The sequence below is a fragment of the Streptomyces sp. NPDC006512 genome, assembly GCF_040611935.1.
Taxonomy (GTDB): domain Bacteria; phylum Actinomycetota; class Actinomycetes; order Streptomycetales; family Streptomycetaceae; genus Streptomyces.
The window spans coordinates 16,306-43,147 of sequence record NZ_JBEXPG010000012.1 but is presented as its reverse complement, the minus strand read 5'-3'; the positions used below and the strand labels follow the sequence as shown (position 1 = coordinate 43,147).

Genomic DNA, 26,842 nt, shown 5'->3' with positions numbered 1-26,842 from the left:
GTACGCACGGGAAACACGTCGGAGGAAGAGGGACCGCATGACCCAGGTCATCAGCCAGAACCGTCCGCAGGCCGCTGACCTGGACTGGACCGTTCTGCCCGGGCCGAAGCGCGCTTCGCTTCGGGCGGCGGAAGGCCGGGATGGTCGACTATTCTCCGATTCGAGCGGATCCGCTTTCGGAGCCGCCACGCTGTCGGAGGAGGTGGGTCCTGTCGCTGGGACCGACGAAGGCCAGGCGCAGGAGACGACCCCGGAGCGCAATGCGCGCTTCGAGCGGGACGCCCTCGGCTACCTCGACCAGATGTACTCCGCCGCGCTGCGTATGACGCGTAACCCGGCCGACGCCGAGGACCTGGTCCAGGAGACGTACGCGAAGGCGTACGCGTCCTTCCACCAGTTCCGTGAGGGCACCAATCTCAAGGCGTGGCTGTACCGCATCCTGACCAACACGTTCATCAACTCCTACCGCAAGAAGCAGCGCGAGCCGCAGCGCAGCGCCGCGGAGGAGATCGAGGACTGGCAGCTGGCGCGCGCCGAGTCGCACATGTCGACCGGTTTGCGTTCCGCGGAATCGCAGGCGCTCGACCACCTGCCCGATTCCGATGTGAAGGAAGCGCTCCAGGCCATTCCGGAAGAGTTCCGCATCGCGGTCTATCTTGCCGACGTAGAGGGCTTTGCGTACAAGGAGATCGCGGACATCATGGGTACACCCATCGGTACGGTCATGTCGCGACTGCACCGTGGCCGCCGTCAACTCCGCGGAATGCTGGAGGACTATGCCCGCGAGCGCGGGCTGGTCCCCGCCGGCGCGGGAGAGTCGAACGACCTGAAAGGCTCAGGCTCATGAGCTGCGGAGAGCCGCACGAGACGGAGTGCGCCGAGGTCCTGGACCATCTCTACGAGTTCCTGGACCACGAGATGCCCGACAGTGACTGCACGAAGTTCGAGACCCACTTCGGCGAGTGCAATCCCTGTCTGGAGAAGTACGGCCTGGAACAGGCCGTGAAGAAGCTGGTGAAGCGTTGCTGCGGATCGGACGACGTGCCGTCCGATCTCCGCTCCAAGGTCATGGGCCGGATCGAACTGATCAGATCAGGTCAGGCCGTACCCGATCACGATGTGACGGCCGGTCCGGCGACCGGCTGAACAACCGCCCCCGGAAGGGCACTTCGTTCACCCGAAGGTGCTAATCCGGGGGCGCCCGTACGGCGCAATGCACAAAGGGGCCCCTCTTCACTCGGGGGCCGTCCTATTCTCCCCTCGCGGTACTGGTTTGATTTCGGTATCCGGCCGGTACGGCACAGGGGGAGGAGAACGCCATGCGGGTACTTCCGCCGGCGGCGCGCGCCTGCGTCCTGTGCGCGGTCCTCGCCGCCCTCGCGTGCGTCGCCCCCGCCCTGACCGACCCGGCGACCCCGTGGGCCGCCGTCGCCCTGCTGGCCGTGCTCTACCTCGGCTGCGAACTCGTCCGGATCTGCCCCCTGCTGGGGCAGCGGGTCCCCGAGGGCATCGGCTCCTTCTTCCCCGTCGTCCTGGCCGCCGTCTTCCTGCTGCCGCCCGCCGCCGCCGCGCTCGTCGCGGTGCCCGGCGGGCTGGCCCAGGCCGTGGTCCAACGGCCCGCCGGGGTGCGCCGGGTGTGGCACGGCGCCCAGCAGGCGACGGCGGCGTGGACGGCCGGACAGGCGTTCGGGCTCCTCGGCGGCCGCCGGGCGCTCGCCGGGGCCGACGGCGCCGCGGGCGGCGGCTCCGGACCGCCGGACGGCCACGCGCACGGCGACCCGTCCGCGTGGGTGGCGGATTTCCCGTACGCGATGCTCCCCGCCGCGGCCGCCGCCGTCGCCTTCTGCCTCGTGCTCACCGCCCTCGACGGGCTCGTCCTGGCCGCCGCCGAACGCCGCCCGGCCGCCACCGCCTGGCGCGGCCTGCTCACCCGCTCCCTGCTGCCGCACTGCGTCCACGGCCTCGCCGGGCTGATGATGGCCGTCATGTGGCGCAGTCCGTACGGGCTTCCGGCCGCGCTGCTCGTCCTGCTGCCGATGTACATCTCCTGCTGGGTCTTCGCCCAGTACCACCGCGAGAGCGCCGCCCACCAGGCCACGATCCGGGCCCTCGTCCAGGCCGTCGACATCAAGGACCGCTACACGCGCGGCCACAGCGAGCGGGTCGGCCAGGCCTCCGCGATGATCGCCCGGGAGCTGGGCATGACCGAGGAGCGCCTGGAGACCGTCCGCATCGCCGGGATCCTGCACGACGTCGGCAAGCTCGGCGTACCGACCCGGCTGCTGCGCAAGGACGGCCCGCTGACCCCCGAGGAACGCCGGGTCATCGAGCTGCACCCCGAGTACGGCCACGAGATGGTGCGCGGCATCGGCTTCCTGGGGGAGGCCCGGTCCGCGATCCTGCACCACCACGAGCGGGTCGACGGCACCGGATACCCGTACGGGCTGAACGGCGAGCAGATCCCGGTCCTGGCCCGGGTGGTGGCGGTGGCCGACTCCTTCGACGCGATGACCTCGACCCGCTCCTACAGCCGGGCCCGCCCGGTGGCGGTCGCCCTGGCGGAGCTGGAACGCTGCGCGGGCACCCAGTACGACCCCGCCATGGTCCGGGCCCTGGTGGGCGCCATCGGCCGGCACGGCTGGCACCCGGTGGTCACCTCCGACGACGACCTCCAGGTCATCAGCTCCGCCACCGGGGGACCCGGCCCGGGGACGCAGGCGCCCACGGGCCTGCCGGCGCAGGGCCGCGACACGGGCCCGACGGACGCGGCGGACGCGGCGGACGCGGCCGGCCCGCCGGCGACGGCGGACCCGGCGGACCCGGTGGATTCGGCCCGTCCCGGCCCGGGCCCCGAGGCCCGGACGGGGACCGCCGCCGAGGCCCGCGGGACGCGGGACCCGCTGAACGGCGGCGCCGCGGCGGCCCGCTCCCGTCCCGTCCGGGGCCCCCGGTGAGAGCCTTCGCCGTACACGCCGTGCGCGGGGCCGCCGTCCTGCTGACCCTGGCCGGGCTCGGCCACACCCTGTGGACCGGCGTCCTCGAACCGGGCGTGGCCCTCGCCTTCGGCACCCTGATCACCGTCGGCGAGCTCGCCCGCCGCGATCCCCGCGCGGGCCGCCCCGGCGCGGGCGCCGGGCACCTGCCGCCCGAGGACCGCCAGCCCGCGCCGCTGGGCTCCGCCGGAGCCCTCGCCTACGCCCTCCTCGGCCAGAACGCCGGGCACCCCACCCACCACGGGGTCCTCCAGACCGTCACGGTCGTCGTCGCGGCCGCGCTCGTCGGAGCCGTCCCGCACGTCGCCCGCGGCCGCGGCCCCGCCCTCGACCACGTGGCCCGGCGGGTCCTCACCGTCGCCTTCGCCGCCGCCTGCTTCCAGCCGCTCTACAACTCCGGGCGGCTGGGGGAGTGGATCGGGCAGGGACCGTACCTCGTCCTGTTCCTGCTGTTCGTGCTCGGCCTCACCGCCCTGTGCGACGCCGTCCTCGCCGCCGTCCTGGCCGGGGCCCGCACCGGGTGGCCCTACGGCCCCCTGCTGCGCGACGAACTGCGCGCGCAGCTCGGCATCGGCTCGGCGATCTGCGCCACCGGCGTGGTGATGGCCCTCGGCGTGGCCGTGGCGGGCCCGTGGGCCCTGCCCGTCTTCAGCGTGCCGCTGCTGCTGACCCAGATGTCCTTCCACCGGATCACCGCCGTGCGCACCACCTACCGCCAGACGATCACCTCCCTGGCCAGGGCCACCGAGATCGCCGGGTACACCCCGCCCGGGCACTCCCGCCGGGTCGCGGCGCTGAGCTGCGCCGTCGGCCGGGAGCTCGGTCTTTCGGAGCGGGAGCTCACGGTGCTGGAGTACGCGGCCCTGATGCACGACATCGGCCAGCTGTCGCTCGTCGACCCGGTCCCCTGCGGGGCCACCGCCGAGCTGCCCGCCGCCGAGGCCCGCCGGATCGCCGAGCTCGGCGGCGAGGTGGCGCGGCAGACCGGCGTCCCGGCCGAGGTGGCGGTGATCGTGGAACGCCAGGCGGACCCGTACCGGGAGCAGCCCGTCGCGGCCCGCATCGTGCGCGCGGTCAACGCGTACGACGACCTGGCGGGCGGGACCCGTCACCCGGGCGGCTCACTGGCCGCGCTGGAGCAGCTCCGGCTGGGCACCGGGCGCGACTACCAGCCGGAGGTCGTGGAGTCCTTGGCCAGGGTTCTGGCCAGGGGCGGGCGGGGCAGAGTCGTACCCGTCCCACCGGGGTAACCCATGGGTAATGAGCGGCCGTCCGAGCGGGCATGGTTGGATGCAGTAAGAGTGTCCGTGAGGGTGTCCGCAAGGCTGCACCGTTGGACCGGCAGGCGGGAATCGTGAGGATCTTCGGGAAGGTACGGCATCGGCCCTCCGCCTCGTGGCGGCAGGCCACCGACCGCGCGTTCACGCTGATCGGTGACGGGCGGTACGAGGACGCGGGCGCGCTCCTGACCAGAGCGGCGGACCTGGAGCCCTGGCTGTCGGAGTCCTGGTTCAACCTGGCCCTCCTGCACAAGTTCCGCCACGACTGGGAGCAGGCCCGGTCCGCGGGGCTGCGTGCCGTGGCGCTCCTGGACCGTGAGGCCGGGGCGCCGGACTGGTGGAACGTCGGCATCGCCGCGACCGCGCTCCAGGACTGGCCGCTGGCCCGGCGGGCCTGGCAGGCGTACGGGCTGAAGGTGCCCGGGGACCCCCACAGCAGCGCGGGCACGGGCGAGCCGGTCGGCATGGAACTCGGCAGCGCCGCGGTGCGGCTGTCGCCCGAGGGCGAGGCCGAGGTCGTGTGGGGCCGGAGGCTCGATCCGGCCCGGATGGAGGTCCTCTCGATCCCGCTGCCCTCCTCGGGGCGGCGCTGGGGCGAGGTGGTCCTGCACGACGGGGTCCCGCACGGCGAGCGGGTCACCGCGGCCGGTCCCTCGTACCCGGTCTTCGACGAGATCGAGCTGTGGGCGCCCTCGCCGGTGCCGACCTGGGTGGTGCTGCTGGAAGCGGCCACGGAGGCCGACCGCAACGCGCTGGAGCAGCTGGCCTCGGACGCGGGCTTCGCCGCCGAGGACTGGTCCTCGTCGGTGCGGCTGCTGTGCCGGACCTGTTCGGAGAGCGCGATGCCGAGCGGCGAGGCCGCCGGGGACCACCTGGACCCGCACGACCACAGCGAGCCCGGGCACCCCGGACCGCTGGGCCACCGCACGGCCGGTTCCGGCCCGCTGTGGGTGCCCGAGCGCGAGTGCGGCATCGCGGCGCCGGCCGGTCTGGTGCGCGGGCTGCTCGACGGCTGGGTGGCCGACAGCCCGGACAGCCGCGAGTGGCGGGATCTCGAGGAAGTCTGCTGAGTCCGGGCCGTAGGCTGTACCGGCACATCGGTGACTTACGGAAGGCGTACGGCGGACATGGCGCAGCAGGAGAACCAGATGGTCCCGGTCGACGACGAGGGCTACGTCGTGGACACCGAGGACTGTGAGGCGCGCGAGCTCGCCTACCGCGAGCGGGGCACGTCCCGCCCGATCACGGTGGTCGGCAACCCGGTGCTGCACCGGGAGTGCAAGGACGTCACCGAGTTCGGCGAAGAGCTGGCGCAGCTGATCGACGACATGTTCGCGAGCCAGAAGACCGCCGAGGGCGTGGGCCTGGCCGCGAACCAGATCGGCGTGGACGCGAAGGTCTTCGTCTACGACTGCCCGGACGACGACGGCAAGCGGCACACCGGTGTCGTCGTCAACCCGAAGCTGGTGGAACTGCCGGCCGGCACGCGGGTCCTGGACGACTCGAACGAGGGCTGCCTCTCCGTCCCGACCGCCTACGCCTCGCTGGCCCGCCCGGACTACGCCGAGGTCACCGGCCAGGACGCCCAGGGCAACCCGATCAAGGTCCGCGGCACCGGCTACTTCGCGCGCTGCCTCCAGCACGAGACGGACCACCTGTACGGGTACCTGTACATCGACCGCCTCTCGAAGCGCGACCGCAAGGACGCCCTGCGCCAGATGGCGGAGAACACCCCGCGCTACGAGGTCGTCCCGAACGCGTAGACGCACCGCACCGGACGCCGCGACCCGGCACACCTTCCCGGCCGCGGCACTAGGCCGCCTGCGGTCCCCGGAAGGCGCGGCGGAAGGCGTTCGGGGTGGTGCCCAGGGTGCGCAGGAAGTGGTGGCGCAGGGCGGCGGCGTTGCCGAACCCGCTGCGGCCCGCGATGGAGTCCACCGTCTCGTCGGTGGACTCCAGCAGCTCCTGCGCGAGCAGCACCCGCTGGCGCAGCACCCACTGGTAGGGGGTGGTCCCCGTCTCCTGGAGGAAGCGCCGTGCGAACGTCCGCGGCGACATGTGCGCCCGCTCCGCGAGCTGCTCGACGGTGATCTCCTCCTCCAGGTGCCGGGCCATCCACCCGATCACCTCGCCCACCGTGTCGCAGGCGGTCCGCGGCAGCGGCCGCCGGACGTACTGGGCCTGCCCGCCGTCCCGGTGCGGCGGTACGACCATCCGCCGGGCGATGGTGTTGGCCACCTCGGCGCCGTGCTCCTGGCGCACCAGGTGCAGGCAGGCGTCGATGCCCGAGGCGGTGCCCGCCCCGGTGATCACCGGGCCCTCGTCCACGTACAGCACGTCGGGGTCGACGAGGGCCTTCGGGTAGCGGCGCGCCAGCGCCGGGGCGTGCATCCAGTGGGTGGTGCAGCGCCGGCCGTCCAGCAGCCCGGCCGCACCGAGCACGAAGGCCCCGCTGCACACGCTGAGCACCCGCGCCCCCCGGTCCACGGCCCGCCGCAGGGCGTCGAGGTACGGCTCGGGGTACTCCCGTACGGGCGCCTGCCGGTCGGCGGGCACACAGATCAGGTCCGCCTCCTCCAGCCGCTCCAGGCCGTGCGCGGGCGCGATGGCGAAGCCGACGTCGGCCATGGTCAGCGGGCCTTCCTCGGCCGCGCACACGGCGAAGTCGTACACCGGCAGCCCCTGCGCGCCGCGGTCGATCCCGAAGACCTCGCAGAAGATCCCGAACTCGAAGGGGGCGACTCCGTCGACGAGGGCCACGGCCACGTTGGTCAGCATGACCCCAGTGTGGCAGTAATTCGTACTTCAGTGACAGTACTGCCACTGTTCGATCATGGCGGATCAGGCGGACAGTGGAGGTATGAGCACCTTCGTGAACTACCTCGTCATCCTGGCCCTCGCCGCCGTCCTGCTCGGGCCCAGCCTGTACGGGACGTGGCGCGACCGCCGGATCGACCGGCAGCTGCGGGCCGTCGAGACCCGGCGGGTCTGGCTGCCGCGCCAGCGGGCGGGCGGTCTGGAACCCACCCCGCGCCGGCGCGGCATCCGGTTCGGCCTCGGACGCCGGGGACGCATGGCCCACTGAGCCCCGGCCCCCGGAAACGCGAGGAGCCGGGACGCGGTCGTTCGCGTTCCGGCTCCCGGCGCACACCTGCGCGGACGGAGGACTAGAAGTCCTCGTCCAGGTCCACCGTGCCCTCGACCGCGACCTGGTAGGCCGACGGACGGCGCTCGAAGAAGTTCGTCAGCTCCTGGACGCCCTGGAGCTCCATGAACGAGAACGGGTTCTGCGAGCCGTACACCGGCGGGAAGCCGAGGCGCACCAGACGCTGGTCCGCGACGCACTCCAGGTACTCGCGCATGGACTCGGTGTTCATGCCCGGCAGGCCGTCGCCGCACAGGTCACGGCCGAACTGCAGCTCCGCCTCCACGGCCTCCTTCAGCATGTCGGTGACCTGCTGCTGGAGCGCGTCGTCGAAGAGCTCCGGCTCCTCCTTGCGGACCGTGTCCACGACCTCGAACGCGAAGTTCATGTGCATGGTCTCGTCGCGGAACACCCAGTTGGTGCCCGTCGCCAGACCGTGCAGCAGACCGCGCGAGCGGAACCAGTACACGTACGCGAAGGCGCCGTAGAAGAACAGGCCCTCGATGCACGCCGCGAAGCAGATCAGGTTCAGCAGGAAACGACGGCGGTCGGCCTGCGTCTCCAGCCGGTCGATCTTCTCGACCGAGTCCATCCACTTGAAGCAGAACTGAGCCTTCTCGCGGATCGACGGGATCTCCTCGACCGCGTCGAACGCGGCCGCACGGTCGTCCGGGTCGGGCAGGTAGGTGTCCAGCAGCGTCAGGTAGAACTGGACGTGCACGGCCTCCTCGAACAGCTGGCGCGACAGGTACAGGCGCGCCTCCGGGGAGTTGATGTGCTTGTACAGCGTCAGGACCAGGTTGTTCGACACGATCGAGTCGCCCGTCGCGAAGAACGCGACCAGCCGGCCGATCATGTGCTGCTCACCGGGCGTCAGCTTCGCGAGGTCCGCGACGTCCGAGTGGAGGTCGACCTCCTCGACGGTCCAGGTGTTCTTGATCGCGTCCCGGTACCGCTCGTAGAAGTCCGGGTAGCGCATCGGGCGCAGCGTGAGCTCGAAGCCCGGGTCCAGGAGGTTCTTGTTGTCGTTGGAGCTCATTACTGGCAGGCCTCGCACGATTCGGGGTTCTCAAGGGAGCAGGCGAGCGCCTCCGCGTCGGCCACCGCCTGCGGGAGCGCCGCCGGGGCGGCGGCCTGCGCCGCACGGGCGATCTTCGTCGCCGGGCGCGAACGCAGGTAGTACGTGGTCTTCAGGCCCTGCTTCCAGGCGTACGAGTACATCGAGCTGAGCTTGCCGATGGTCGGCGTCTCCAGGAACAGGTTCAGCGACTGGGACTGGTCGAGGAACGGCGTACGGGCCGCCGCCATGTCGATCAGGCCGCGCTGCGGGATCTCCCACGCCGTGCGGTACAGCTCGCGCACCTCGGCCGGGATCCAGCCGAAGCCCTGCACGGAACCGCTGGACTCGCGCAGCGCCTCGCGGGTCTGCGCGTCCCACACGCCGAGCTGCTTCAGCTCCTCCACCAGGTACGCGTTGACCTGGAGGAACTCACCGCTGAGGGTCTCGCGCTTGAAGAGGTTGGAGACCTGCGGCTCGATGCACTCGTAGACGCCCGCGATCGAGGCGATCGTCGCCGTCGGCGCGATGGCCAGGAGCAGGGAGTTGCGCATGCCGGTCTTCGCGACGCGGGCGCGCAGGGCGTCCCAGCGCTCCGGCCAGTTCAGCTCGACGTCGTAGTGGTCCGGGTGCAGGACACCGCGGGCGGTACGGGTCTTGTCCCAGGCCGGCAGCGGACCGCTGCGCTCGGCGAGGTCGCAGGAGGCCTCGTACGCGGCCAGCATGATCCGCTCGGAGAGCTTCGTGGACAGCGCCCGCGCCTCGGGGGAGTCGAAGGGCACCTTCAGCTTGAAGAAGACGTCCTGCAGACCCATCGCGCCCAGGCCGACCGGACGCCAGCGGGCGTTGGAACGCCCGGCCTGCTCGGTCGGGTAGAAGTTGATGTCCACCACGCGGTCGAGGAAGGTCACGGCCGTACGGACGGTCTCGTCCAGCCGCTCCCAGTCGATGTCCCCGTCCACGACGAAGGCGCCCATGTTGACCGAGCCGAGGTTGCAGACGGCCGTCTCGCCGTCGTCGGTGACCTCGATGATCTCGGTGCACAGGTTGGAGGAGTGGACGACCGAGCCCGGCTCGGCGGTCTGGTTCGCCGTGCGGTTGGAGGCGTCCTTGAAGGTCATCCAGCCCTGGCCGGTCTGCGCGAGGGTGCGCATCATCCGGCCGTACAGGTCACGCGCGGGCATGGTCTTGCGGGCCAGGCCGTCCGCCTCGGCCTTGCGGTAGGCGGCGTCGAACTCGTCGCCCCACAGGTCCACGAGCTCGGGGACGTCGGCCGGTGAGAACAGCGACCACTGCCCGTCGGAGTTCACGCGCCGCATGAACTCGTCCGGCACCCAGTGGGCGAGGTTCAGGTTGTGCGTACGGCGCTGGTCCTCACCGGTGTTGTCGCGGAGCTCCAGGAACTCCTCGATGTCCGCGTGCCAGGTCTCCAGGTAGACGGCGGCGGCACCCTTGCGGCGGCCGCCCTGGTTGACCGCGGCGACGGAGGCGTCGAGGGTCTTCAGGAACGGGACGATGCCGTTGGAGTGGCCGTTGGTGCCGCGGATCAGGGAACCCCGGGCGCGGATGCGGGAGTACGAGAGGCCGATGCCGCCGGCGTGCTTGGACAGGCGCGCGACCTGGTGGTAGCGGTCGTAGATCGAGTCCAGCTCGTCCAGCGGGGAGTCCAGCAGGTAGCAGGAGGACATCTGCGGGTGCCGGGTACCGGAGTTGAAGAGCGTGGGGGACGACGGCAGGTAGTCGAGGCGGCTCATCAGCCGGTAGAGCGAGGCCACTTCCTCGACGGCCTGGACGGTGTCGTTCTCGGCCAGGCCGCAGGCCACGCGCAGCATGAAGTACTGCGGGGTCTCGATGACCTGACGGGTGATCGGGTGGCGCAGCAGGTAGCGGCTGTGCAGGGTGCGCAGGCCGAAGAACCCGAAGCGGTCGTCGGCGCCCTCGGCGAGGGTGTGCTCGACCAGCGCGTCCAGGCGGGCCGCGTGGGTCGTGACGAACTCGGCCGTGCGGTCGGCGATGAGCCCCTCGCGGTGGCCGACGGCGACGGACGCCGAGAAGGACGTGGAGCCCTGGCCCGCGGCCTCGTCGCGGACGGCCAGCGTCAGCAGCCGGGCGGCGAGGCGGGAGTACGCCGGGTCCTCGGAGATCAGACCGGCCGCGGCCTCGGTGGCCAGCCCGCGCAGTTCGGCCTCGTCGGCGACGGAGCTGCGGCCGCGCAGGGCGGCGGCGGCGACCCGGCCGGGGTCGGTGTCGGGGAGGTCGGCCGTCAGCTCGGTGAGGGTACGCAGCAGTGCGGTCCCCGGGCCCTCGGGCGTGAGCGCAGCCTCGGTGTCGGACTGGGCGGACTCGGCGCGCGGTGCGGCAGGCGCGATGGTCACGGGGGGAGCTCTCCCTCGCTCGGCCCGGTCTTCGACGGGGCGGGGCGAGCGGGCGCACGCGGGAAGCCCACGGACCGGCCCGGACAGGGCAGGCGGTACGTGCGCCGCGTGGCGTCCACCGGCCCAACCGCGAGGCCCGGACGTATCGGCACCCGGTTCGGTTGAGCCGGGCGCGCTGTCGGCAGGTCCTCGGACTTCCGGACGCACCAATGGGTGCACTTCATACCGTTGCGGGACAGTTCCGGATTCGCACCGGATTCCCCTGCGACGACAGCAGCCATGAGCATACATGTGGGGGCGGCCCGTTGCGGTAGCCCCCACATGTTGTGTCGGCGTGGCTACTGCTCGGGTGCGTACAGCTCCAAGGCGTAGGTGAGCAGGGGCACCGAGGGGACCGGGGACCAGTCCCGTTCCGGGGTGCGCACGAAGCCCAGGCGCTCGTAGATCCGGTGCGCGGCGGGGCTGCCCGGCTGGGTGGAGAGCACCAGCCGGGACACTCCCGGCAGGGCCCTGGCGCGGTCGGCGCAGGCCCGTACGAGTGCTTCGCCGGCGCCCTTGCCCCGGCCGGCGGCGGCCACGGCGAGCATCCGGAACTCGGCCTCGCCGGGGCCCGCGATGTCGGCGAGGGGGCTGCCCGGAGGGGCGAACGTCACACCGCCCAGCAGGCGTCCGTCCAGTACGGCGACGAGCACCTCGCCGGATCCGGCCCGGCCCGCGACGTCCCGAAGCGTCCGCTCGTACGTGTCGTCGGTGTTGGCTTCGAGGAGCCCGTCCTCCAGGTAGGCCCGCGCGGTGATCCCGCCCAGCTCTTCGTATTCGGCGGGCTGCGCCGCCCTGATCACGATGTCCATGCGTCGAGTGTGCGCGACGGCCGCGGGCGGACGCCCGGATCCCGGCGGTCCGGTGCCGGGCACGCGCGAGGGCCCCGCCGGACGAGGCCGGCGGGGCCCTCGCGCGTGCCGCTCAGCAGCAGCGGAAGCCCTCCCGGGGATCCGCCTCGCGGGCGTCGGTGCGGGCCCGCTCGAAGGCGCGCCGGGTCATGACCTCGGCGTGCGGGTCGTGGGCGCGGGCGTGGGCCACGTAGCGGTCGTACGCGGCCTCGCCGGAGAACTCCCGTACGTAGAACCGGGCCTTCGACAGCGCGCCCCGGACCCCGCTCACCGCGCGCGCGGCGCTCGTGCCGCTCATGCGACGGGGGTCTTGGCCCGGCCGCCGCCCGCGTCGAGGCCGGCCGCCGCGAGTTCGGCCTTCTCCTCGGGCGTGGCGATCAGCCCGGCCGGGGCTACGATCTTCGACTCGGTCCACGGGACCTCGGACAGGCGCACCGTCTCGGGGTGGGCGATGGCCTTGAAGCAGGTCCGGGCCGCGTCCACCAGCACGATGACGATCAGGACCGCGAACAGCACCGACAGCACCCCGTCGACCGTGGCGTTGGTGACGACGGTGTGCATGTCGCCCATGGTCTTGGCGGGCGGCAGGACCTTGTCGGCGTCGATGCCCGCCTGGTACTTGTCGCGCTGGGCGAAGAAGCCGACCTTCACGTCCTCGGAGAAGATCTTCTGGTAGCTGGCGGTGAGGGTGACGGCCACGTCCCACGCCAGCGGAACCCCGGTGACCCAGGCCCACTTGAGCCGGCCCGACTTCACGAGCAGCGTCGTGCAGACCGCCAGGGCCACTGCCGCGAGCAGCTGGTTCGCGATGCCGAACAGCGGGAACAGCTGGTTGATGCCGCCCAGCGGGTCCTTGACGCCGACCCACAGGAAGTAGCCCCAGCCGCCGACCACTATGGCGCTCGCCAGCCACACGCCCGGCTTCCAGCTGACGTCCTTGAAGGACTTGTGCACGTTGCCGAGGGTGTCCTGGAGCATGAACCGGCCCACGCGGGTGCCCGCGTCGACCGTCGTCAGGATGAACAAGGCCTCGAACATGATGGCGAAGTGGTACCAGAAGGCCTTCATGGCGGTGCCACCGATGACGGCCGAGAAGATCTCCGACATTCCGAGTGCGAACGTCGGCGCTCCGCCCGTACGGGAGAGCAGGCTGCTCTCCTCCACGTCCTTCGCGGCCTGCGCGAGGGCGTCCGGGCTGATGGCGAAGCCGAAGTTGGTGACGGCCGCGGAAGCGGTGTCGACCGTGGTGCCGATGACCCCGGCGGGGGAGTTCACGGCGAAGAAGAGGCCGGGCTCGATGATGCAGGCGGCGATCACGGCCATGATGGCGACGAAGGACTCGGTGAGCATCGCGCCGTAGCCGATGACCCGGACCTGCGTCTCCTTCTGGATCATCTTCGGGGTGGTGCCCGAGGAGACCAGCGAGTGGAAGCCGGACAGGGCCCCGCACGCGATGGTGATGAAGACGAACGGGAACATCGAGCCGGCGAAGACCGGCCCGTCGCCGCGCGCCGCGAAGTCGGTGACCGAGGGCATCTGGAGGGTCGGCATCGCGATGACGACGCCCACCGCCATCAGCGCGATCGTGCCGACCTTCATGAAGGTGGACAGGTAGTCGCGGGGCGCGAGCAGCAGCCACACCGGCAGCACCGACGCGATGAAGCCGTACACGATCATCCAGACGACCAGCGTCTCCTTCTCCAGGGTGAAGGTGTCCGCCCAGGAGGACTCGGCGACCCAGCCGCCCGCGACGATGGCGAGCAGCAGCAGGGCGACGCCGATGGCCGAGACCTCGGTGACCCGTCCCGGCCGCAGCACGCGCAGGTAGACGCCCATGAAGAGGGCGATCGGGATGGTCATGCCGATGGAGAAGACGCCCCACGGCGAGTGCGCCAGGGCGTTGACGATGACGAGGGCCAGCACCGCCAGCAGGATGATCATGATGGCGAACACGGCGACCAGGGCGGCGGCTCCGCCCACGGGCCCTATCTCGTCCCGGGCCATCTGGCCGAGCGAGCGGCCGTCGCGCCGGGTGGAGAAGAACAGGGTCACCATGTCCTGCACGGCGCCGGCGAAGATGACGCCCGCGACGATCCAGATGGTGCCCGGCAGGTAGCCCATCTGCGCGGCGAGCACCGGTCCGACGAGCGGGCCCGCGCCGGCGACGGCGGCGAAGTGGTGGCCGAAGAGCACCCGGCGGTCGGTGGGATGGAAGTCGACACCGTTGTCGAGCCGTTCGGCGGGGGTCGCCCGCGTCTTGTCCACCTTCAGGACACGGTGCGAGATGAAGCGGGCGTAGAAGCGGTATCCGATGGCGTACGAGCCCAGCGCGGCGGCGAGCAGCCAGGCGGCCGAGATCTCCTCGCCCCGCGACAGTGCGAGCACGCCCCAGCCGATGGCCCCGATGAGGGCCACGAGCGCCCACACGGCGATCGACTGCGGAGTGAGGCCGCCCGGCCGGGAGGGCGAGCCGGGTCCGTCACCCGGACCCGCCGCGCCCTCCGGTGATGGAGTCCGGTATGTCCCCGTTGCTTCCGGTTCCGGCATGATCCTCGTCCCCTCGTTGATCAGCTGCGTAAGCGCAGGGAATCTACGGGGGCTTGACCGCTGGACGTAAGCCCCCGTCCGCATAGCGGTACGAGCGTCCACTGAGGATCAAACGGGAGTCAACCGGCCGTCACAATGCGGGCCTCTGGAGACGGGCAACGAACTTGTAACGGTCGCCGCGATACACCGAACGTACCCATTCGACCGGTTCGCCGTCGGCGTCGAGCGAGTGCCGCGAGAGCATCAGCATCGGCAGCCCGACGTCGGTGCCGAGCAGTCCGGCCTCCCTCGGCGTGGCCAGGGAGGTCTCGATGGTCTCCTCGGCCTCGGCGAGACGGACGTCGTACACCTCGGCGAGGGCGGTGTAGAGGGAGGTGTACTTGACCAGCGAACGGCGCAGCGCGGGGAAGCGCTTGGCCGACAGGTGCGTGGTCTCGATGGCCATCGGTTCGCCGCTGGCCAGGCGCAGCCGTTCGATGCGCAGGACCCGGCCGCCGGTGGAGATCTTGAGCAGCCCGGCGAGGGTGTCGTCGGCCGTCACGTAGCCGATGTCGAGCAGCTGGGACGTCGGCTCCAGGCCCTGGGCCCGCATGTCCTCCGTGTACGAGGAGAGTTGCAGGGGCTGGGAGACCTTGGGCTTGGCGACGAAGGTCCCCTTGCCCTGGATCCGTTCCAGCCGGCCCTCGACGACGAGCTCTTGCAGGGCCTGCCGGACGGTGGTCCGGGAGGTGTCGAACTCGGCCGCGAGCGTGCGCTCCGGCGGGACCGGCGTGCCGGGGGGGAGTGTTTCGGTCATGTCGAGCAAGTGCCGCTTGAGTCGGTAGTACTTGGGCACGCGCGCCGTCCGAGTGGCCGGCCCGCCCTCCGGCTCCGTGGTCGCCCCTTCGGTGGACATCGACGCCCGCCTTCCCGACTCCAGTTTCGCTGCCGTCACCGGCTCCTCCGATATGTGCGGTCACATCGTGACACGGGTGGGAGGACAGGCCTCCTCCCTCCCCCAGGTGTCGGTCCGGTAACGGACCGAGCACCCGCTCATTAGACCCTTGACACCCCTAAAGGTCTAGGCCAAGCTCCGGGTACTGGTCTAAACCAATATGGATCGGATCCCGGCCCCACGGGCAGTACTTGGTACGTCACCGCGGTGGGCGAGGGAAGTTGCAGGCAGCATCCCTGAGGAGGGTGGCGTGAAGCGCAAGCTCATCGCGGCGGTCGGAGTCGCGGGCATGGTTATCGGCCTCGCGGCGTGTGGCGACGGTGCCGACGACAAGGCGAAGACCGACGCATCGGGTGGCGCGGCCAAGGAGATCACCGTCTGGGTGATGGACGGTTCCGCACCGAAGGCCTGGATCGACGAGGTCAACAAGGAGTTCTCGGCCAAGCACCCCGGTGTCACGGTCAAGGTCGAGGAGCAGAAGTGGACCGGCATCCAGGAGAAGGTCACCACGGCCCTCTCCGAGAACACCCCGCCGGACGTCCTTGAGCTCGGCAACACCCAGACCGTCGGCTACGCCGTCACCGGTGGCCTCGCCGACCTGTCGGACGACAAGTCCAAGCTCGGCGCCGACGCCTGGTCGAAGGGCATGACGTCCTCCGCCGAGGTCGACGGCAAGCTCTACGCCGCCCCCTGGTACGCCGCCAACCGCGTCGTCATCTACGACAAGAAGGCCTACGAGAAGGCCGGTATCACCGCGCCGAAGACCCGCGACGAGTGGGTGGCCGGCCTGGAGAAGCTGAAGGCGTCCGACCCCGCCTCGCAGCCGATCTACCTCCCCGGCCAGAGCTGGTACATCCTCGCCGGCTTCGTCTGGGACGAGGGCGGCGACCTCGCCGTCAAGGACGGCGGCAAGTGGAAGGGCCAGCTCGGCACCCCGCAGGCCGCCTCCGCGATGGACTTCTACAAGAAGCTCCAGTCCTTCTCCACCGCCCCCAAGGACAAGGACGAGGCCACCCCGCAGCAGTCCACCGACATCATCCCCAAGGGCGGCGTCTCGTCCTGGATCGGTCTCGGCTGGGAGGCCCAGGGCGCCCTGAAGGCCCTGAAGGACGCGGGCAAGGAAGGCGACTTCGGCTACTTCCCGATCCCGGGCAAGACCGCCGACAAGCCGGGCTCCGTCTTCCTGGGCGGCTCGAACCTCGCCGTCGCCGAGCGCTCCAAGAACAAGGAGCTCGCGAAGGAGTGGCTGGCGCTGGCCGCCGGCAAGGACCAGATGACCAAGTACGCCGCCGCCACCGAGGGCGCCCTGCTCCCGAACCAGGCCGCCGCGAACTTCGCCGCCGCCCCGGGCTCCTTCGCCGAGTCGATGGCCAAGGCCTCCGTCTCCGGCAAGATCACCCCGGTCACCGCGGGCTGGGCGAACGTCGAGACCGAGCCGAACCCCATCAAGGAGTTCATGACCAAGGTCTTGAAGGGTGAGGACGCCGCCAAGGCGGGCGCGGACGCGGACAAGGAAATCGCGAGCCGCATCAACAAGTAGTCCCGCCCCGCGGAACCGGCAGCACCCGCAGCACCCGCAGCACCCGCAGTACGGTCCGTCCGGGCAGTACGGACGGACCGAGCAGCACCCGCACGACCCAGCAGTGTGAACGCACCGGGGGGTGCGGCAGGCGCCCCGCAGCGCCTGCCGCGCCCCCGGTCGCGCATTTGACTCCACAGTCAACCGCGAGGAAGCCCAGACATGACCGTGCACTCCCAGGGAGCGACCACCGACGCTCCACAGGACGCACCACTGAAGTCCGCCGGACGGCCGAAGGTGCCCGGCACCGGTACCGGCCCCAGCCATCCGTCGCCTCGCGGGGGCAGAAAGTCGCTCCCCTCGGGGTGGGCGCCGTATCTGCTCGTCCTGCCCGCGGTCCTCAGCCTCGCGACACTGCTGCTGTATCCGCTGATCAAGAACGTGATCCTGTCCTTCCAGGACATCAACAAGATCGAGTTCATCCAGCGGAAGTACCCGTTCGCGGGATTCGACAACTACACCCAGCTGCTCGGCGACTCGGACTTCTGGACCGTCGTCCTGCGCAGCTTCGGCTTCACCTTCGCCAACGTCGCGCTCATCATGGCCGTCGGCTGCCTCATCGGCATCCTGCTCAACAAGCTCGGCAAGTGGATGCGCCTGGTCCTGTCGATGGCGCTGGTGATGGCCTGGGCCATGCCGATCGTCGCCTCCGTGCAGGTCTTCAAGTGGCTGTTCGACGAGCAGTTCGGCGTCATGAACTGGGTCATGCGCACCGCCGGCTTCGCCGGCTACGACCAGCACAACTGGTTCGAGACCGGCCTCTCCACCCTGGTGATCATCACGGTCCTGGTGGTCTGGGGCTCGGTCCCCTTCGTCGCCCTCAACATGTACGCCGGCCTCACCACGGTCGGAGCGGAACTGTACGAGGCCGCGCGGATGGACGGCGCCAACGGCTGGCAGACCTTCTGGAAGGTCGTCTTCCCCCAGCTGAAGCCCTTCTTCCTGATCACCACCTTCCTGGAAGTGATCTGGGTCTTCAAGGCCTTCACCCAGGTCTACGCGATGAACAAGGGCGGCCCCGACCGCGCCTCCGAGATCCTCCCGGTCTTCGCCTACGTCGAGGGCCAGAGCCAGTTCCACTACGGCCTGGCCGCCGCGATCTCCGTCCTGACGATCCTGATCCTCATCATCGTCATGTCCTTCTACTTCCGCCTGATCCTGAAGCAGGAGGAGGAGCAGTGAGCACGACCACCGCCCCGAAGCCGGCGCCGTCCGCACCGTCCGCGAAGCCCGCGCAGAAGCTCCGCACCCGCGGGCCGCTGCGTCCCGCAGCCGTCGCCAAGAACGCCGGCGCCCTCCTGCTGGCCCTCGTCTTCGTCTTCCCGGTCTACTGGATGTTCTCCTCGGCGCTCAAGCCGTCGAGCGAGATGCTCAGCAAGGACCCCGTCTTCGTCTTCACCCCGACGCTGAAGAACTTCGAGAAGGCCACCGGGGTCGAGAACTTCTGGAACTACGTCGGCAACAGCCTGATCGTCACGGTCTGCGCGGTCCTGCTGGCCCTGCTCGTCGCCCTCGCCGCGAGCTTCGCCATCGCCCGCATGAAGTTCAAGGGCCGCAAGGGCCTCGTCCTCGCCGTGATGATGGCGCAGATGGCGCCCTGGGAGGTCATGGTCATCGCGATGTACATGATCGTCCGCGACGCCGAGATGCTGAACAACATCGGCGTGCTGACCGCCATCTACTTCGTGATGGTCCTCCCCTTCACCATCTGGACCCTGCGCGGCTTCATCGCCGCCGTCCCGGTGACCCTGGAGGAGGCGGCCCAGATCGACGGCTGCACCCGCGGCCAGGCCTTCCGCAAGGTGATCTTCCCGCTGCTCGCCCCCGGTCTGATGTCCACCTCACTCTTCGGCTTCATCACCGCCTGGAACGAGTTCGCGATGGTCCTGATCCTGAACAAGGACAAGACCGCCCAGACCCTCCCCCTGTGGCTGACCGAGTTCCAGACCGCCTTCGGCAGCGACTGGGGCGCCACCATGGCCGCCTCCTCGCTCTTCGCGGTCCCGGTCCTGCTGATCTTCATCTTCCTCCAGCGCAAGGCCGTCGGCGGCATGACCGCCGGCGCCGTGAAGGGATAACGGCCGACATGACTGTCCTTGCGCACCGCACGGATACGGTGACCCGCGACGCCCTCGCCGTCCTCCAGCCCGGCTTCGAGGGCACCACCGCCCCCGCCTGGCTGCTGCGCCGGGTGGGAGAGGGTCTCACCGCCGTCGGCCTCTTCGGCCGCAACATCACCTCCGCCGGGCAGCTCTCCGCGCTCACCGCGCAGCTGCGGGCCGAGCGGGACGACGTACTCGTCGCCATCGACGAGGAGGGCGGTGACGTCACGCGCCTGGAGGTGCGCGGCGGTTCGTCCTTCCCCGGCAACCTGGCGCTGGGCGCCATCGACGACACGGCGCTGACCCGCGACGTGGCCCGCGAGCTCGGCCGCCGGCTCGCCGAGTGCGGCGTCAACCTCAACTGGGCGCCGTCCGCGGACGTCAACTCCAACCCGGACAACCCCGTCATCGGCGTCCGTTCCTTCGGCGCCGACACCGCCCTCGCCGCCCGGCACACCGCCGCGTACGTGGAGGGACTCCAGGCCGCGGGCGTCGCCGCCTGCACCAAGCACTTCCCCGGCCACGGCGACACCAACGTGGACTCGCACCACGCGCTGCCCCGCATCGACGTGGACCTGGACACCCTCCAGGCCCGCGAGCTGATCCCCTTCAAGGCGGCCATCGAGGCCGGCTCCAAGGCGGTCATGAGCGCGCACATCCTGGTGCCCGCCCTCGACCCGACCCGCCCGGCCACGCTCAGCCCGCAGATCCTGACCGGTCTGCTGCGCAAGGAACTCGGCTACGAGGGCCTCATCGTCACCGACGGCATGGAGATGAACGCCATCGCCGGGACGTACGGCATCGAGCGCGGCTCGGTCCTGGCCATCGCGGCCGGCGCCGATGCCATCTGCGTCGGCGGCGGACTCGCCGACGAGGCGACCGTGCTGCGTCTGCGGGACGCGCTGGTCGCCGCCGTCCGCGAGGGCGCGCTGCCCGAGGAGCGGCTCGCCGACGCCGCCGCCCGGGTGCGCGCCCTCGCGGACTGGACCCGCCGGGCCCGGCCGGACGCGCGGCCGGAGGGGAGCGGCGCGTCCGGCATCGGCCTGACCGCGGCCCGCCGGGCGGTCGTCGTCTCGGGCACCGCCACCCCCGTGACCGCCCCCTACGTCGCCACGCTCGCCCCCGTCGCGAACATCGCCGTCGGCGACGAGACCCCGTGGGGCGTGGCCGCGGAACTGGCGGCGCTGGTCCCGGGCACCGAATCGGGCGTCTACCCGCAGGGCTCCGCCGCCGCGGACGTGCTGGCGGCCGCGGGCGGCCGTACGGTCGTCGCGGTGGTCCGCGACGCGCACCGGCACCCGTGGATGACCGAGGTCCTGGACGCGCTGGTCGCCGCCCGGCCGGACACCGTGGTCGTCGAGATGGGCGTGCCGCGCGCCGAGCCGCGCGGGGCGCTGTACCTGGCGACGCACGGCGCCTCCCGCGTCTGCGGCCGCGCGGCCGCCGAGGTCATCGCGGGCGCGCGGTAGGACCACGGCCCCCGGGCCGGGGCCGGGTACCCGTCACGGGGGTGCCCGGCTCCGCCGTGGAGGCGGACGCGCGAAAGGGCCGGGCCCCCGAGGAGGGGGGCCCGGCCCTTCGTCGTGCCGGTTCCTACAGGCCCTGCCAGGCGGGCTTGTTGGCGTAGGCGTGGCGGAAGTAGTCGGCCAGCTTCAGCTTCGAGGCGGCGGCCTCGTCGACGACGACCGTGGCGTGCCGGTGCAGCTGGAGCGCGGAGGCCGGGACGAGGGCGGACAGCGGGCCCTCGACGGTCTGCGCGACGGCCTCGGCCTTGCCCTCGCCGGTGGCCAGCAGGACCAGGTGGCGGGCGTCGAGGATGGTGCCGATGCCCTGGGTGATGACGTGGTGCGGCACCTGGTCTATGTCGTCGTCGAAGAAGCGCGCGTTGTCCACGCGGGTCTGCTCCGTCAGCGTCTTGATCCGGGTCCGGGAGGCCAGGGAGGAGCAGGGCTCGTTGAAGCCGATGTGGCCGTCCGTGCCGATGCCCAGCAGCTGGAGGTCCACGCCGCCGGCCTCGGCGAGGGCGCGGTCGTAGGCGTCGCAGGCGCCGACGATGTCCTCGGCGGAGCCGTCCGGGCCCATGAAGGAGGCCTCGGACAGGCCGAGGGGCTCGACGACCTCGCGGAGGACGACGGCGCGGTAGGACTCGGGGTGCCCGGCCGGCAGGCCGACGTACTCGTCGAGCTGGCAGACGCGGGCCTTCGAGGCGTCGACCAGGCCGGCCCTGACCTTGGCGGCGAGGGCCTCGTAGATGGGCAGCGGGGTAGAGCCGGTCGCCACGCCGAGCAGGGCGTCGGGCTTGCGGCGGACCAGTGCGGCCATGGCCTCCGCGATGAGCTCGCCGCCTGCCTTGGCGTCCGGGACGATGACAACTTCCACGCGGGGCCTGCCGATCTGAGAGGGGTGCGGTCACATTGTGGTATAGACCAATCTAGCAGAGCGGGCCCGTCCGTGGCGGGCCTTCGCCCCCATCCATCGTGATCCCGATCGCCCGCCCCGGCCTCCCGGGCGCCGACCGCGCGCGGGGCGCCGGCCGGACCCCTTCCGGACGTGCGGCGCGGGCGGCCTGGGGGATTCCGGGACGCGGAGGTGGCGCGTAGCTCCTCGCCCGCGAGATCACCGTCGCCCGGGGCCAGGACCCCGACGCGCCCCGCGCCCTGGCCGAGGTGACGGAGACCCGCTGAGGGCCCGGCGGTCCTCAGACCAGGGAGAGCTGGAGCCCGCCCGTGGCGTCCAGGTGCTGGCCGGTGACCCAGCGGGAGTCGGGCGAGGCGAGGAAGGCGACCACGTCCGCCACCTCTTCGGCGGTGCCCACCCGGCGGAAGACGGACCGGGCGGCCAGGTGCTCCCGGGTCGCGGGATCGGAGAGCAGGGCGGCGTTCAGGTCGGTCTCGGTGATGCCGGGGCCGACCGAGTTCACGGTGATCGCGCGCGGGGCGAGTTCGGCGGCGAGGGACACGGTCAGCGCGTTCACGGCGCCCTTGGCCATGACGGTGGCGAGGATCGCGGGCAGCGCGAGGTGGGGGGTGCCGGTGACGTTGACGATCCGGCCCCCGTCCCGCAGCCGCGCCAGTCCGTGCTGGATCACGAAGAACGGCGCCCGGGCGTTGAGGTCCTGGATCCGCCCGAAGGTCTCCTCGTCCGTTTCCGCGATGCCGGCGAAGGCCGCCCCGCCGGCGTTGTTCACCAGGACGTCCACGTGCTCCGTCGCCAGCGGATGGGCCTCGTACGCCGCCCAGAGCGCCTGCGCGTCGCCCGGCACCCCGAGCTCCGCGCGGACCGGGAACGCCGTTCCCCCCGCGGCCCCGATCGCGGCGACAGTCTCCTCCGCCGCCGCCCGGTCGTGTCCGTAGTGCACCGCGACCAGGGCTCCGTCGCGGGCCAGCCGCTGCGCGACCGCCCGTCCGATCCCCCTGCTGCCGCCCGTGACCAGTGCCGTCTTCCCCTTGAGCACGCCCATGACGCGCCCCCCTTCAGCATTCTCTAGTGGTCGCTACAGAAAGGGACCGTACCAGATTCTCTAGCGACCGCTATAGAATCTGCGCATGGTGACCGGACAGCGCGGCAGGCCCCGCTCCTTCGACCGTGACGCCGCCCTCGACAAGGCCATGCTCGCCTTCTGGGAGCGCGGGTACGAGGCGACGTCCATCTCCGACCTGACCGCCTCCCTGGGCATCAGCGCGCCCAGCCTGTACGCGGCCTTCGGCGACAAGCGCAAGCTCTTCGACGAGGTCGTCGTGGTGTACGGGGGCCGCTACGGAGACTTCGCGAACGTGGCCATGGCCGAGGAGCCCACCGCCCGGGACGCGGTGGCGCGGATCCTCTTCGAGGCCGCCGAGGTCTACACGGACCCGGCCCACCCGCCGGGCTGCATGGTGATCAGCGCGGCCGTGAACACCACCAGCGAAGAAGTGGCGGAGGCCCTGCGCCGGCGGCGGAACGCCAACCTGCGGATGTTCGAGAGCCGGATCCGCGCGGACGTCGCCGCCGGGGTGCTCCCCGCCGACACCGACGCGGGGGCGCTGGCGCGCTACGCGGGAGCCGTGATCCAGGGGATGTCCGTGCAGTCGCGCGACGGGGCGAGCAGGGAAGAGCTGGAAGCGGTCGCGGCGCGGGCGATGCTGGCCTGGCCGGCCTGACCCGGTCCGCCGCGGGAAAGACCCGCTCCGGGAGGGACGCCGCGGGAGGTCCACCGCGCGAGATCCGCCGCGCAAGATCCCCGCGGAAGATCCACTGGGGGAATTCCTGAATTCGGGCCCGGAATTCGGCCCTGAAATTCCTCTGGGCCACGGTGCAGGACGGGACCCTCAACCCGTCCGGCACCGTAGCCCGGAGTACTTACGGCCGTCGGGTGTGCGGTTCCCGGCGGCCGGTTGGGAGGTGCCTGCGCGGTCAGGGCAGAGCGCGCGGTTACCTCGATCCGTCCTCCTGTGCGGGGAGGGCGGAAGCCTGAGTCAATTGTGGACTAGACCATTCTGCTCTGTCCATCCAATGACGGGTCTCTTCGCACCGTCACTTCCTCCAACAGTACGCGGACGGACCCCCTCCTGGGTACTCCTGAGTATTCGCCGTGGGAAAAGTCATGGCCGTACCCGGGGTACGCTCGCCAGGTGCCCTCCATGAACGACCTCGTACGCCAGCACACCGCTCTCAGTGAAGCCGAACTGGAGTGGCTCCACCTGCTGGTCTCGGAGTGGCAGCTGCTCTCCGACCTGTCCTTCGCCGACCTCGTGCTCTGGGTCCCCACCCTCGACGGCACCCGGTACGTCTCGGTTGCGCAGATGCGCCCCAACACCGGCCCCACCTCGTACCAGGACGACATGGTCGGCCACCTGGTGCCGCGCGGCCGCCGCCCGCTGCTCGACGCCGCCCTCGACGAGGGCCGGATCGTGCGCGAGGGGGACCCGGAGTGGCGCGAGGAGGTGCCGGTCCGCGTCGAGTCGATCCCCGTCCGCCGCGAGGGCCGGGTGCTGGGCGTCATCGCCCGCAACACCAACCTGCTCACTGTGCGTACACCGAGCCGGCTGGAGCTGACCTACCTCCAGTCCGCCTCCGACCTGGCGCAGATGATCGCCGCGGGCTCCTTCCCCTACCCCGGCCAGCAGGTCGACATGGACGCCTCCCCGCGCGTCGGGGACGGCCTGATCCGGCTCGACGCCGAGGGCGTGGTGACGTACGCGTCCCCGAACGCGCTCTCCGCGTACCACCGGCTCGGCCTCGCCGCCGACCTGGTCGGCCAGCACCTGGGCACCACCACCGCCGAACTCGCCCCGTCCCGGGGCCCGGTGGACGAGGCGCTGGTCAAGCTGGCCAGCGGCTGGGCCCCCCGGGAGACCGAGGTCGAGGGCAACGGCGGGGTCATCCAGCTGCGCGCGATCCCGCTCAAGCCCAAGGGGACCCGCATCGGTTCCCTCGTCCTGTGCCGCGACGTCACCGAACTCCGCCGTCGCGAACGCGAACTGATCACCAAGGACGCGACCATCCGGGAGATCCACCACCGGGTGAAGAACAACCTCCAGACGGTGGCCGCGCTCCTGCGGCTCCAGGCCCGCCGGATGGATTCGGAGAACGGCCGCGAGGCGCTGAACGAGGCCGTGCGCCGCGTCGGTTCGATCGCGATCGTGCACGAGACGCTGTCTCAGAACCTCGACGAGCGGGTGGAGTTCGACGAGATCGCCGACCGCGTGATCGCGATGGTCGCCGAGATCTCCCCGGGCAAGGTGCAGTGCCGGCGCACCGGCCGCTTCGGGATCCTGGACGCGGAGGTCGCCACCCCGCTGTCGATGGTGCTGACCGAGGTGCTCCAGAACGCGCTGGAACACGCCTTCACGCAGGGGGAGGGCGGCACGGTCGAGGTGGCCGCGATCCGCTCCGGCAGCGGCCGCGCCGATGCCCGGCTGTTGATCACGGTGCTCGACGACGGCTGCGGCCTGCCCGAGGGCTTCGACCCCCAGCGGGCCGGCAACCTCGGGCTGCAGATCGTACGGACCCTCGTGGAGGGGGAGCTCGGCGGAACGTTCGACATGCTGCGGGCCGAGCCGCGCGGCACGAAGGTCGTCCTCGACATCCCGGCCAGCCCCCAGAAGTAGCCCCCCGCCCCGTCACCCAGCGTGACGGGGCAGAAGCGGTGCCACCGGGGAAGGCGCCGGGGAAAGCACTGAGCCCCGGACCAGGGGGCACCCCCAGCGGTAGCTGGGAGGAGTCCCGGTCCGGGGCTCAAGAGCACGTTGCTGAGCGCTGCTATGGGTACTACGCGCTGCGGCTCGAGGCTCGAAAGTCGATGTCAGGCGGTGGCGTTGCGCGCCCGATTGCGAGCGGCGCGGCGCTTCATCGCGCGGCGCTCGTCCTCGCTGAGACCGCCCCAGACGCCGGAGTCCTGACCGGACTCGAGCGCCCACTGCAGGCACTGCTCCATGACGGGGCAGCGGCGGCAGACGGCCTTGGCTTCCTCGATCTGCAGCAGCGCAGGACCGGTGTTGCCGATGGGGAAGAAGAGTTCCGGGTCTTCCTCACGACAAACGGCGTTGTGACGCCAGTCCATGGCTGCTCCATCTCCTTGTATTGCGGGCAGGTTGCTTGTGAATGTGAACGCTTTCACGAATCCCCCCGTGAGGGAAGGGCCGACGCCCAGTTGCCTGGTGCGGTCCGAGATGCGTGGAGGGGTTCTGGCGCTCTGTGTGGGTGCCGGGTGCTGCGGGCTGTCCCGATCGCCATGTAGAGATTCGCAAACCTCGGACGGGGATACAACCCCTTCCGGAAAGTTTTTTTGGATTCGTCGGTGTCTACTAGGTCACAGCCCTAGTTCCTGGGGGTGGACCGGCGTGTAAACGTTCGAGTGAAAGGACTTTTGGCCCTTCCACTCACACAATCACACGCAGTGCACGGCGTACGCCTGTGAACCGAACGCTGGTGCGCAGTCCGAGGTGATCGCCGTCCATCTGGAACGGCAGCGGAACCTTCGAATGCAAGGTGAAGTCGGTCAGATCGTGCAGAGACACCGCGTGCTTGCCGTGCGGGCCGCGCTCAGGAGTCGAGGTCAGGAGCTGTGTCGCGTACCGGGCGACGGCCGGAGTTGACAAACGATTGAGCGCCAATACGTCAAGCGCGGTATCGAACGACGCCTCCGGAGAGGCGTACAGCGGCCGGTTCCCCAGGTACGTCCAGGGGGAGGTGTTGCAGACTATCGACAGCACCAGGTCCGTCACCGGGTCCTGGCCGGGACGCTCCAGCGTGACCGTGCCGTTCCTGCGGTTCGGCTCTTCCCAGAACTGGCGCATGAGCTGTCGCACGTACAGGGCGTGCGTCGAACGCTTGCCGCGTTCCCGCTGCTGCTCGACCCGCCCCACCACGCCCGCGTCGAAGCCGAAGCCCGCGCAGAACGTGAACCAGCGGGCCGGAACCGATTCGTCCTCGGTGCCCGGGGAGCCGGCGGCCAGACCCAGACCCACCGTCCGCTCGCGCTGCTCGCGCAGCGCGTCCAGCAGGGCGCCGGTCGCCTCGACCGCGTCGTTGGGCAGCCCCAGCGCACGGGCGAAGACGTTCGTGGAACCACCCGGGACCACCGCCAGCCTCGGCAGCCGCTCCGGATCCGGCCCGTCGTGCAGGAGCCCGTTGACCACCTCGTTGACCGTGCCGTCACCGCCGAGGGCCACCACCAGGTCGAGGCCCTCGTGCGCGGCCTTGCGGCCCAGGTCGCGGGCGTGCCCCCGGTACTCGGTGGTCACCGCCTCCAGCTTCATCTCGCTGGCGAGCGCGTGGGTCAGGACGTCGCGCGTGCGCGCACTGGTGGTCGTCGCTGCTGGGTTGGCCACGAGGAGTGCACGCATGACCGCCAGAGTACCCACCCCTCCCCGAGCATCCCCTACCGACCGTCCCGTCCCGCGCCGACGGCGCGCGGCTACCCTGCTGAGGTGAGTAAGAAGCCGCGCCCGAAGCCGACC

Annotated in this window: 24 protein-coding genes and 1 riboswitch; of the genes, 13 read left to right on the top strand and 11 right to left on the bottom strand. The window is 71.1% G+C overall.

From position 1 onward, the window contains the following. Nucleotides 1-202 precede the first annotated feature (202 nt). The 6 genes from ABZZ17_RS11330 (at nt 203) to def (ending at nt 6,036) form a co-directional block, all read left to right on the top strand. The gene (locus ABZZ17_RS11330; RefSeq protein ID WP_266576354.1) at nt 203-847 is read left to right on the top strand and encodes a sigma-70 family RNA polymerase sigma factor; all 645 of its coding nucleotides are present in this window, start codon (nt 203-205) and stop codon (nt 845-847) included. Next, nucleotides 844-1,146 carry a mycothiol system anti-sigma-R factor gene (gene rsrA / locus ABZZ17_RS11325; protein WP_030225838.1) on the top strand — a complete coding sequence of 101 codons (303 nt, stop codon included), beginning with the start codon at nt 844-846 and terminating at the stop codon, nt 1,144-1,146. The genes ABZZ17_RS11330 and rsrA overlap by 4 nt, the downstream gene beginning before the upstream one ends. Nucleotides 1,147-1,319: 173 nt before the next feature. Further along, nucleotides 1,320-2,954, top strand: coding sequence for an HD-GYP domain-containing protein (locus ABZZ17_RS11320; protein WP_356874481.1), 1,635 nt, complete (start codon nt 1,320-1,322; stop codon nt 2,952-2,954). Beyond that, complete coding sequence (locus ABZZ17_RS11315; RefSeq protein WP_356874479.1) at nt 2,951-4,243, top strand: HD domain-containing protein; 1,293 nt, start codon at nt 2,951-2,953, stop codon at nt 4,241-4,243. Before ABZZ17_RS11320 ends, ABZZ17_RS11315 begins: the two co-directional genes overlap by 4 nt. A gap of 104 nt (nt 4,244-4,347) precedes the next feature. Then, complete coding sequence (locus tag ABZZ17_RS11310) at nt 4,348-5,343, top strand: hypothetical protein (protein ID WP_356874477.1); 996 nt, start codon at nt 4,348-4,350, stop codon at nt 5,341-5,343. Nucleotides 5,344-5,400: 57 nt separating this feature from the next. After that, the gene (gene def, locus ABZZ17_RS11305; RefSeq protein ID WP_356874475.1) at nt 5,401-6,036 is read left to right on the top strand and encodes a peptide deformylase; all 636 of its coding nucleotides are present in this window, start codon (nt 5,401-5,403) and stop codon (nt 6,034-6,036) included. A 49-nt stretch (nt 6,037-6,085) separates the two neighbouring features. On the opposite strand, the gene ABZZ17_RS11300 is transcribed toward def, so the two are convergent. Then, entirely contained in the window at nt 6,086-7,051 is a 966-nt protein-coding gene (locus ABZZ17_RS11300; protein WP_356874473.1) for a helix-turn-helix domain-containing protein, read from the bottom strand. Nucleotides 7,052-7,133: 82 nt separating this feature from the next. Between ABZZ17_RS11300 and ABZZ17_RS11295 the strand changes: the two genes are divergently transcribed. Next, complete coding sequence (locus tag ABZZ17_RS11295; protein WP_356874471.1) at nt 7,134-7,358, top strand: hypothetical protein; 225 nt, start codon at nt 7,134-7,136, stop codon at nt 7,356-7,358. An 82-nt stretch (nt 7,359-7,440) separates the two neighbouring features. Here ABZZ17_RS11295 and ABZZ17_RS11290 read toward each other — a convergent pair whose 3' ends face one another. From ABZZ17_RS11290 to ABZZ17_RS11265, 6 genes are all read right to left on the bottom strand, one after another. Next, nucleotides 7,441-8,457 (bottom strand): ribonucleotide-diphosphate reductase subunit beta, encoded by a 1,017-nt coding sequence (locus ABZZ17_RS11290; protein ID WP_356874469.1) that lies wholly within the window; start codon nt 8,455-8,457, stop codon nt 7,441-7,443. Next, nucleotides 8,457-10,850, bottom strand: a complete 2,394-nt coding sequence (locus ABZZ17_RS11285; RefSeq protein ID WP_356874467.1) for a ribonucleoside-diphosphate reductase subunit alpha — start codon at nt 10,848-10,850, stop codon at nt 8,457-8,459. Before ABZZ17_RS11285 ends, ABZZ17_RS11290 begins: the two co-directional genes overlap by 1 nt. Before the next feature lie 162 nt (nt 10,851-11,012). Further along, nucleotides 11,013-11,147, bottom strand: a riboswitch (cobalamin riboswitch). A gap of 41 nt (nt 11,148-11,188) precedes the next feature. After that, on the bottom strand, nt 11,189-11,701 hold the full coding sequence (locus ABZZ17_RS11280) for a GNAT family protein (RefSeq protein WP_356874465.1): 513 nt from the start codon (nt 11,699-11,701) through the stop codon (nt 11,189-11,191). Nucleotides 11,702-11,813: 112 nt separating this feature from the next. Beyond that, nucleotides 11,814-12,038 carry a YbdD/YjiX family protein gene (locus ABZZ17_RS11275; RefSeq protein WP_356874463.1) on the bottom strand — a complete coding sequence of 75 codons (225 nt, stop codon included), beginning with the start codon at nt 12,036-12,038 and terminating at the stop codon, nt 11,814-11,816. Then, the gene (locus ABZZ17_RS11270; protein ID WP_356874461.1) at nt 12,035-14,287 is read right to left on the bottom strand and encodes a carbon starvation CstA family protein; all 2,253 of its coding nucleotides are present in this window, start codon (nt 14,285-14,287) and stop codon (nt 12,035-12,037) included. The genes ABZZ17_RS11275 and ABZZ17_RS11270 overlap by 4 nt, the downstream gene beginning before the upstream one ends. Before the next feature lie 130 nt (nt 14,288-14,417). Next, nucleotides 14,418-15,182, bottom strand: coding sequence for a GntR family transcriptional regulator (locus ABZZ17_RS11265; protein ID WP_356874459.1), 765 nt, complete (start codon nt 15,180-15,182; stop codon nt 14,418-14,420). Between the two features lie 289 nt (nt 15,183-15,471). Between ABZZ17_RS11265 and ABZZ17_RS11260 the strand changes: the two genes are divergently transcribed. The 4 genes from ABZZ17_RS11260 (at nt 15,472) to ABZZ17_RS11245 (ending at nt 20,371) form a co-directional block, all read left to right on the top strand. Then, complete coding sequence (locus tag ABZZ17_RS11260) at nt 15,472-16,761, top strand: extracellular solute-binding protein (RefSeq protein WP_356874457.1); 1,290 nt, start codon at nt 15,472-15,474, stop codon at nt 16,759-16,761. A 201-nt stretch (nt 16,762-16,962) separates the two neighbouring features. After that, nucleotides 16,963-17,982 (top strand): sugar ABC transporter permease, encoded by a 1,020-nt coding sequence (locus tag ABZZ17_RS11255; RefSeq protein ID WP_356874455.1) that lies wholly within the window; start codon nt 16,963-16,965, stop codon nt 17,980-17,982. A 77-nt stretch (nt 17,983-18,059) separates the two neighbouring features. Next, complete coding sequence (locus ABZZ17_RS11250) at nt 18,060-18,878, top strand: carbohydrate ABC transporter permease (RefSeq protein WP_356874661.1); 819 nt, start codon at nt 18,060-18,062, stop codon at nt 18,876-18,878. Between the two features lie 8 nt (nt 18,879-18,886). Further along, nucleotides 18,887-20,371 (top strand): glycoside hydrolase family 3 protein, encoded by a 1,485-nt coding sequence (locus tag ABZZ17_RS11245; RefSeq protein WP_356874453.1) that lies wholly within the window; start codon nt 18,887-18,889, stop codon nt 20,369-20,371. 124 nt (nt 20,372-20,495) lie between these two features. Here the strand turns inward: ABZZ17_RS11245 and nagB are convergent, their stop codons facing one another. Together nagB and ABZZ17_RS11235 are read right to left on the bottom strand one after the other, a co-directional pair. Beyond that, nucleotides 20,496-21,281: a glucosamine-6-phosphate deaminase gene (gene nagB, locus ABZZ17_RS11240; protein WP_356874451.1), complete on the bottom strand. Its 786-nt coding sequence runs from the start codon at nt 21,279-21,281 to the stop codon at nt 20,496-20,498. Nucleotides 21,282-21,600: 319 nt separating this feature from the next. Then, nucleotides 21,601-22,362 carry an SDR family oxidoreductase gene (locus ABZZ17_RS11235; protein WP_356874449.1) on the bottom strand — a complete coding sequence of 254 codons (762 nt, stop codon included), beginning with the start codon at nt 22,360-22,362 and terminating at the stop codon, nt 21,601-21,603. A gap of 85 nt (nt 22,363-22,447) precedes the next feature. Here ABZZ17_RS11235 and ABZZ17_RS11230 point away from each other — a divergent pair, with 85 nt between their 5' ends. After that, nucleotides 22,448-23,041: a TetR/AcrR family transcriptional regulator gene (locus tag ABZZ17_RS11230; protein WP_356874447.1), complete on the top strand. Its 594-nt coding sequence runs from the start codon at nt 22,448-22,450 to the stop codon at nt 23,039-23,041. Between the two features lie 480 nt (nt 23,042-23,521). After that, a complete protein-coding gene (locus ABZZ17_RS11225) occupies nt 23,522-24,991 on the top strand; it encodes a PAS domain-containing sensor histidine kinase (protein ID WP_356874445.1) in 1,470 nt (489 codons plus the stop codon). A gap of 194 nt (nt 24,992-25,185) precedes the next feature. On the opposite strand, the gene ABZZ17_RS11220 is transcribed toward ABZZ17_RS11225, so the two are convergent. Together ABZZ17_RS11220 and ABZZ17_RS11215 are read right to left on the bottom strand one after the other, a co-directional pair. After that, nucleotides 25,186-25,443, bottom strand: coding sequence for a WhiB family transcriptional regulator (locus tag ABZZ17_RS11220; protein ID WP_004937597.1), 258 nt, complete (start codon nt 25,441-25,443; stop codon nt 25,186-25,188). Between the two features lie 319 nt (nt 25,444-25,762). Beyond that, complete coding sequence (locus ABZZ17_RS11215; RefSeq protein WP_356874442.1) at nt 25,763-26,728, bottom strand: diacylglycerol kinase family protein; 966 nt, start codon at nt 26,726-26,728, stop codon at nt 25,763-25,765. Between the last annotated feature and the right edge of the window lie 114 nt (nt 26,729-26,842).

Bases quoted from the DNA above. Each gene is read 5' to 3' on its own strand.
- def (WP_356874475.1), top strand. From the start codon at position 5,401: ATGGCGCAGCAGGAGAACCAGATGGTCCCGGTCGACGACGAGGGCTAC.
- ABZZ17_RS11320 (WP_356874481.1), top strand. From the start codon at position 1,320: ATGCGGGTACTTCCGCCGGCGGCGCGCGCCTGCGTCCTGTGCGCGGTC.
- ABZZ17_RS11225 (WP_356874445.1), top strand. From the start codon at position 23,522: ATGAACGACCTCGTACGCCAGCACACCGCTCTCAGTGAAGCCGAACTG.
- ABZZ17_RS11290 (WP_356874469.1), bottom strand. From the start codon at position 8,457: ATGAGCTCCAACGACAACAAGAACCTCCTGGACCCGGGCTTCGAGCTC.
- rsrA (WP_030225838.1), top strand. From the start codon at position 844: ATGAGCTGCGGAGAGCCGCACGAGACGGAGTGCGCCGAGGTCCTGGAC.
- ABZZ17_RS11215 (WP_356874442.1), bottom strand. From the start codon at position 26,728: ATGCGTGCACTCCTCGTGGCCAACCCAGCAGCGACGACCACCAGTGCG.
- ABZZ17_RS11255 (WP_356874455.1), top strand. From the start codon at position 16,963: ATGACCGTGCACTCCCAGGGAGCGACCACCGACGCTCCACAGGACGCA.
- ABZZ17_RS11235 (WP_356874449.1), bottom strand. From the start codon at position 22,362: ATGGGCGTGCTCAAGGGGAAGACGGCACTGGTCACGGGCGGCAGCAGG.
- ABZZ17_RS11270 (WP_356874461.1), bottom strand. From the start codon at position 14,287: ATGCCGGAACCGGAAGCAACGGGGACATACCGGACTCCATCACCGGAG.
- ABZZ17_RS11280 (WP_356874465.1), bottom strand. From the start codon at position 11,701: ATGGACATCGTGATCAGGGCGGCGCAGCCCGCCGAATACGAAGAGCTG.
- ABZZ17_RS11295 (WP_356874471.1), top strand. From the start codon at position 7,134: ATGAGCACCTTCGTGAACTACCTCGTCATCCTGGCCCTCGCCGCCGTC.
- ABZZ17_RS11220 (WP_004937597.1), bottom strand. From the start codon at position 25,443: ATGGACTGGCGTCACAACGCCGTTTGTCGTGAGGAAGACCCGGAACTC.
- ABZZ17_RS11275 (WP_356874463.1), bottom strand. From the start codon at position 12,038: ATGAGCGGCACGAGCGCCGCGCGCGCGGTGAGCGGGGTCCGGGGCGCG.
- ABZZ17_RS11300 (WP_356874473.1), bottom strand. From the start codon at position 7,051: ATGCTGACCAACGTGGCCGTGGCCCTCGTCGACGGAGTCGCCCCCTTC.
- ABZZ17_RS11230 (WP_356874447.1), top strand. From the start codon at position 22,448: ATGGTGACCGGACAGCGCGGCAGGCCCCGCTCCTTCGACCGTGACGCC.
- ABZZ17_RS11245 (WP_356874453.1), top strand. From the start codon at position 18,887: ATGACTGTCCTTGCGCACCGCACGGATACGGTGACCCGCGACGCCCTC.
- ABZZ17_RS11265 (WP_356874459.1), bottom strand. From the start codon at position 15,182: ATGTCCACCGAAGGGGCGACCACGGAGCCGGAGGGCGGGCCGGCCACT.